The 6,189-nt window shown below is 46.1% G+C and carries 6 protein-coding genes; 5 read left to right on the top strand and 1 reads right to left on the bottom strand.

The window, feature by feature from the left end; all coding sequences use genetic code 11:
* Positions 1 to 82 precede the first annotated feature (82 nt).
* Positions 83 to 637 carry a hypothetical protein gene (locus CAG68_RS13120; RefSeq protein WP_085569791.1) on the top strand — a complete coding sequence of 185 codons (555 nt, stop codon included), beginning with the start codon at positions 83 to 85 and terminating at the stop codon, positions 635 to 637.
* A 118-nt stretch (positions 638 to 755) separates the two neighbouring features.
* Here the strand turns inward: CAG68_RS13120 and nrfA are convergent, their stop codons facing one another.
* Entirely contained in the window at positions 756 to 2,183 is a 1,428-nt protein-coding gene (nrfA, locus tag CAG68_RS13115) for an ammonia-forming nitrite reductase cytochrome c552 subunit (RefSeq protein WP_085569792.1), read from the bottom strand.
* A 450-nt stretch (positions 2,184 to 2,633) separates the two neighbouring features.
* On the opposite strand from nrfA, the gene nrfB reads away from it, so the two are divergent.
* The 4 genes from nrfB to CAG68_RS13095 all read left to right on the top strand — a co-directional run.
* Entirely contained in the window at positions 2,634 to 3,236 is a 603-nt protein-coding gene (gene nrfB, locus CAG68_RS13110) for a cytochrome c nitrite reductase pentaheme subunit (protein ID WP_053306575.1), read from the top strand.
* Between the two features lies 1 nt (position 3,237).
* Positions 3,238 to 3,924 (top strand): cytochrome c nitrite reductase Fe-S protein, encoded by a 687-nt coding sequence (gene nrfC / locus CAG68_RS13105; protein WP_086046905.1) that lies wholly within the window; start codon positions 3,238 to 3,240, stop codon positions 3,922 to 3,924.
* The gene (nrfD, locus tag CAG68_RS13100; RefSeq protein WP_161441250.1) at positions 3,921 to 4,892 is read left to right on the top strand and encodes a cytochrome c nitrite reductase subunit NrfD; all 972 of its coding nucleotides are present in this window, start codon (positions 3,921 to 3,923) and stop codon (positions 4,890 to 4,892) included. The genes nrfC and nrfD overlap by 4 nt, the downstream gene beginning before the upstream one ends.
* A 9-nt stretch (positions 4,893 to 4,901) precedes the next feature.
* Positions 4,902 to 6,189, top strand: a 1,288-nt coding sequence (locus CAG68_RS13095) for a cytochrome c biogenesis protein CcsA (protein WP_161441249.1), incomplete at its 3' end; no start/stop codon positions are given.

The following is a 6,189-nucleotide window of genomic DNA, read 5'->3' as shown; positions in this document are numbered from 1 at the left end:
AATCATTAACTCTATTAACAAAGCAAAAGAGCTGTTGTAAGCGTACAATTTAACAAGCAATAGAGGGAAAGGTGGGCAACGAATGAAAAATAAAGCACTAAGCATATTGGTTTTGCTGTGCGGCTCTGTGCTGGCGGGTTGTAGCTCTTCCGATCATTCTGGCTCTTCCTCTACGGTTTATTATTCATCGGGTTACTACGACCCGTGGTGGTACGATCATGACGACTACTGGATTTATTACTATCCGGGCTGTTGCGATAACGACGATGAATACAAAGAGAAACTGGAAGAGTGGTGGAATGGTTTAGATGAAGACCAACAGCAATCCATCAAAGACAAAGTCGAAGATTGGAAAGACGACGATATGTCCGCCAATATCGATAACATCAAACGCCAGCTTGATGATCATTGGCAATCATTGCCTGACGAGCAAAAGCAAGAGATTCGAACCCAATGGGAGAATCGTCCGGAGCATATTGAACCAGCGACTTTACAAGGCAAGGCGGTGAAAGAAAAGGTTCAACAAAGAAAAGCATTACCGGAAACGAAGATCCAGCGTCCAGTTGCTCGTCCAAATGTGCAGATACCTAAAGCACGTCCAAATATTCAACCTAGACCTAGGCTTCCTCGTCGCTAGTACATTCGATTTTTGTCTCTCGATAGAATCAGGATGAAGAGATAAAGATAATAAAGAAAGAAAAGGGGCGTTCAGTACGCCCCTTGTTGTATCTATAAGTTAACCGTTGCCAGTTAGACTAATACGTGGCTTCGCGTTCAGCTGCTGCTTTATCCCACTCTGGCGCTACTGTTTCTAGGAAGTGTTTCTTGTCTGCGTTCATCTTATCCATATCCATGCCTAGTGCTTGTTGCGCTTTCGCTTTGGTCGAGATATCTGGAATTTGAACAGGGTCAGTAATGCCTTTGGTTGCCAGTAAACGAACCAATTTGGTACGGGCGTCAGCAGCGCGGTCAACTGCAGTACCTAGTACTTCAAGTGCTACCTCAGGAGCATGCATGTGAACACCGTGAGAAGCAATCGCGTAGTCCCAACGCCATTGTGCATGGCGAATATCTTGTAGGATAGGTTCCATCTCTGCTTCTGTTGCACCTGCTTTCCACGCTGCGCCTGCTTCAAAGTGTGCCGCTACGATTTGCTTCTCGGCGGTTAGCTTCATGTTCAGTACTTGCGCTTTGCGAGTCGAGACGATGCCTTGTAGCTGCTCTTTAGTTTGGGTATGGCATTGCGCACAGGTGTCTTCAAAACGATCAAATGGGTTACCCACTTTGTGGTCTGTGTACACCGTACCGTCTTCTTTGGTCACTTTAGGCATGTGGCAGTCCACACACACCACTTTGTTTTTACCATGAATACCCGCTCTCCAAGTTTCGAAACCTGGATGTTGCGCTTTTAGCATCGGCGCTTTAGATACGGCATGCGTCCAATCTTTGAAATTCAACGCGTCGTAGTATTTCTCCATGTCATTAACGGTGGTGCCCATATCCCATGGGAATTTAACCGCTTTAGTTGGGCCGGTGAAGTAGTATTCAACGTGACATTGAGCGCAGACCGATGCTTGCTTATCTAGGCGAGACTGTCCATCAAAGTTTTTACCAATAGTATCAAAAGCACGCTCGACGTATGGGCGAGTCAGTGCTAGCGCAGGTTCGCCTTTCTTGAAGGCTTCAGAGCCTGTGTTGTGGCAATCGGAACAACCGATAGGGTTGACGATTTCTGAGCCTAAGCGTGCCCATTTACCTTCGAAATAACCGTCTTCACCACGTTCATCAATCACGCGAGCAACGTCTGGGCTTTTACAGCTCCAGCACGCCATCGGCATAGGGCCGGATTTTTCATCAGTCGGTGCGCCGGTACGTAAGGTTTGACGAACATCATCAATTGCGTAAAAGTGACCGCGCGCTTTGTTGTAGTCTTTCGCGAAGCCATAACCAGCCCACAGGATAACCATGTTTGGGTCTTCACTTAGAGCATCTTCAATGTGCTCACTTTCGGATGTTGCTTTCCAAGAATGGTATTGATCAGGGTGGTTCTGTTCAAAGACATCGTTACGAGGATCGATGAGGCCTTTTTCTTCTGCCGCCAACGGAGCGCCGACCAAAAATAATTGGCTGGCGAATAAGGTCGCAACCGCAATAGGTGCGCTCATCCAGTGTTTTATGCTCACAGTGTTATCTCCATATTCGTTTTTATTAGCAGCGTTGTGAGGAGCTATTCCAAATAAGAACTGGAGATCTACGATTAATAATATTGCTTAATTGGATAGATGAAATAGTGAGTGAATCTTGTCTTGTTTTAGATCAATTTACACCAGTGATCTCAGTCATGTTTGAATTTATATACCTCTAAAGTGGTAGTTGTTAAGTCATTGTTCTGCAATGCTTTGGGTTTTTAACCTTTTTAAAAGTAGGGTGATTTAGTTCGCTTTTTGAGCAGGCGTTTCTACCCCTTATGAATAATAGAGGTATTATAAATATAGGTTTAGCGTTGTGGCTTTCCGAAATAAGAATTGATGTCATTTGAAGATCTAAAAAATATCTTCAGAGGAAATTAATTGTCGCTCAAATAAATAATTGAGAATAGTTATCAATTATTATCGAGCTAAGGAAAGAACAATATGGGCAATATAAAATTGACCATAGAGACAATGCTGAAACTTCTCTTCGTCTTTGCCATCTATGGTTTCTCCATCGCCGCCCATGCGACTTCTTCAGAGCCGATTGAAGGTGCTCAAGCTGAGCGTCATCAAGTCGAGTTGATCCGTGACCGTGACTACAAGTGTCTGCAATGTCATAAGGATGCAAAAGAGACTCTGAACCTTTCGCATGACCCGCAAGCTCTACTCAGCCAAGGGAAGCAACTTAATTGCACCAATTGCCATAGCAACATTGGTCCCGACCATCGTGAAGGTGCGCCTGATGTGATTAAGTTTTCTGCCGCGCAATCGAAAGAGGTACACGACAAAGTGTTCCTTGATCCAAGCATGATTCTTAAAGCCAACGGCCAATGTGTGGATTGCCACGCACCGACACAGCTGAGAGAAAGCCACTGGACGCACGATGTGCACGCCAAAAACCTCACTTGTTCAAATTGCCACGATGTACACGCAGCGAAAACCAAAGCGTTGTCGTACGACAGAAAACAACTGATCAAGCAGTGTGTGGATTGTCACTCTGAATTTGCCGTCGAACCTGAACTTGCCAAAGAAGAGGAGAGATAGCATGAAATGTTCGAGAAGAAACTTTTTAGCCGGCAGCGGCGCGTTGATTTTAACTACAGGCGTTGCAGGCACTTCCGTTGTTAGCTCCTCTCTTTATGCCAGCAACCGTGAACAAGCGAAACGCATGGGTATGGTTCATGATGAAAATGCCTGCATTGGCTGTACCGCTTGTACCGATGCTTGTCGCGAAGTAAATAAAGTCCCTGAAGGCGTAACGCGACTTAAAATTCATCGCAGTGAACCGATTGGCGAATTTCCAGATGTGGAATACCAGTTTACTCGCGAATCCTGTCAGCACTGTGATAACCCACCATGTGTGTACGTTTGTCCAACTGGCGCTGCATACAAAGATGAAGCGACCGGCATTGTGGATGTGCACAAAGAGAAATGTGTCGGATGTGGTTATTGCCTTGCCGCTTGCCCTTACCAAGTGCGCTTCTTTAATCCAGTCGATCACTCTGCGGATAAATGTAACTTCTGCCGTGATACCAACCTAGCGCAAGGTAAGCAGCCAGCTTGCGTGGAATCTTGCCCAACAAAAGCACTCATCTTTGGTGATTTAAATGACCCAACTAGCGAGGTGAGCAAAGCTATCGAAAGCCATGTTGTCTATCGCGATAAATCGCATTTAGGTACCCAACCTAAACTGTACAAAATTCCGCATAGCAAAGGGGAGGTGTCATCATGAACGGCTTCGAAAGTGCATTCCACTTTGACTCGTTAGTCTGGGATTGGATCATCGCGATTTACTTGTTCCTTGCTGGGATGTCAGCGGGTGCGGTGATGATTTCAATCTATTTAAAACGCAAAGTGATTGAAGGTGATCCCGCAAAAAACGGCATCATGAAAGCGATGGCTTGGCTCGCACCATTTGGCATCATTGCTGGGTTGGTAATTTTGATTTTCCATTTAACCAAGCCTTTAGAGTTTTGGAAGATCATGATCTACTACAACCCAACGTCTGTGATGTCGATGGGCGTGATCTTGTTTCAAGTGTACATGATCGTGTTGTTTGTTTGGATTGGCGTTATCTTCCGCCATCAAATCATCAGCTTCTGTGAAGGGAAGTTACCAAGCAAACTGCTGGATTTTGCCGATGGCATTTTGATTAAGGCGGGGAAAGCCAACAACGCCATTGAATTGTTCTTGGGCTTCTTAGCCATCGTGCTTGCAGCGTACACTGGCTTTCTATTGTCTGCGTTGAAGACTTACCCAATGCTAAACAATCCAGTACTGCCAATCTTGTTCCTGTTCTCTAGTTTGTCCTCGGGCGCAGCAGCATGCTTGATGTTCGGCATCTTGGTGTTTAAAGAGTCGACCTGCAGCCCAAGTGTGTCTTGGGTGCACGGATTTGAACGCCCAATAGTGTTGTTTGAGTTGTTTGTCTTAGTGACCTTCTTTACTGGATTGATCTTCAGCGGTGGTCAGAACGAAGTCGCGGCTTGGAATGCAATTTCGAGTGGGTTCTGGGCTCAATGGTTCTGGGTTGGGGTAGTGTTCATCGGCATGATTACGCCTTTGACTCTCAATTGGTTGACGCCTTCTGAAGTGCGCCACAAAGGCAGTTACGTTTTTGTGGTCACGACGTTGAGCTTGGTTGGCGTACTTATGCTGCGTACTTTCATTCTCTATGCCGGTCAAATGACCGTAGTGTAAGGGGGATAAATGGAAGCTGAGCTAGGGTTCTTCTTACTGATATTGGTGGCTGTAACATCGACTTGTGCATCGTTGCTGCATTGGCTACGTCGTGCTATGAGTAAGAAGGCGACATTGCCGCATCAAGTCGCGATGTCCCACATCATTAGCTTAGCTTCCTTCATTTGTTTAGCACTTCTGATCGTCTGCTTCGTGCAAGACAACTTTGCGTTGGAATATGTTGTTACGCATTCCAACAGTCAACTTCCCGTAGCATTCAAGATTGCTGCCGCTTGGGGTGGGCACCAAGGCTCCATGTTGTTTTGGGTCGTCACCTTGAGTTTATGGGCGTCGTTTATTGCATTTAAGTCACCGCTCAACGCCCAATATACTTGTGACTGTTTAGGAATCATGAACGTTCTTATTGCGACATTTGCTTGGTTCACGTTAATGACCTCTAACCCGTTCGAGTATGCCCAAGTATTGGCGTCGGAAGGACGAGATCTAAACCCAATGTTGCAAGATGTTGGGCTTATCATTCATCCACCATTGCTTTATCTCGGTTATGTCGGTTACGCAGCAATATTAGCTTTTGCATTAGCAGCGCTATTGGGTAAACAACCGATGAGCGATTGGTATGTGGTTGCTCGAAGCGCAGCGTTTTTTGCATGGGGAACGCTCACGTTGAGTATCTTGGTGGGATCATGGTGGGCGTACAATGAGCTAGGGTGGGGCGGCTGGTGGTTTTGGGACCCTGTGGAGAACGCTTCTCTACTCCCTTGGCTTACTGGTACTGCTTTGTTGCACAGCGGTGTTGTCGCAACACGTAACAGAGGCGCAATTTGGAGCACCTATGCACTGGCGTTTGCTACGTTCAGCCTAAGCATTTTAGGGACATTCGTGGTGCGCTCTGGCGTGCTGACTTCAGTGCACGCTTTTGCGGTGGACCCAACTAAAGGTTTGGTGCTGATTGGTGTATTGAGCTTGCTTGTCATCATCACTTTTGGCGTATTGATTTTGCGAGGAGAACAACTCCCTCGCTTCAAACTTCAATCTCTAGCGAGCCGAGCTTACACTGCTTACATCGCCAAAGGGCTGCTGGTTATTGCGACTGCTATCGTTTTTCTTGGCACTTTTTATCCGATGGTTTATCAACTGCTCGGTTTAGGAAACATTTCAGTTGGCGCACCTTATTTTAATAGTCTGATCTTGCCATTAAGCATACTGGCTCTGATTGCCTTAGCTTTCATGCCGCTGCTGAAATGGACAAAAGGCACAGTGCCGAGTGTAAGCGCTGATATTGCGATCAGTATTGCGT

It is taken from the genome of Vibrio sp. V42_P2S4T144 (assembly GCF_009904715.1).
In the GTDB taxonomy this organism is placed as follows: domain Bacteria; phylum Pseudomonadota; class Gammaproteobacteria; order Enterobacterales; family Vibrionaceae; genus Vibrio; species Vibrio alginolyticus.
The sequence above is the reverse complement of the archived record's forward strand: the minus strand, read 5'-3'. Positions and strand labels throughout refer to the sequence as shown.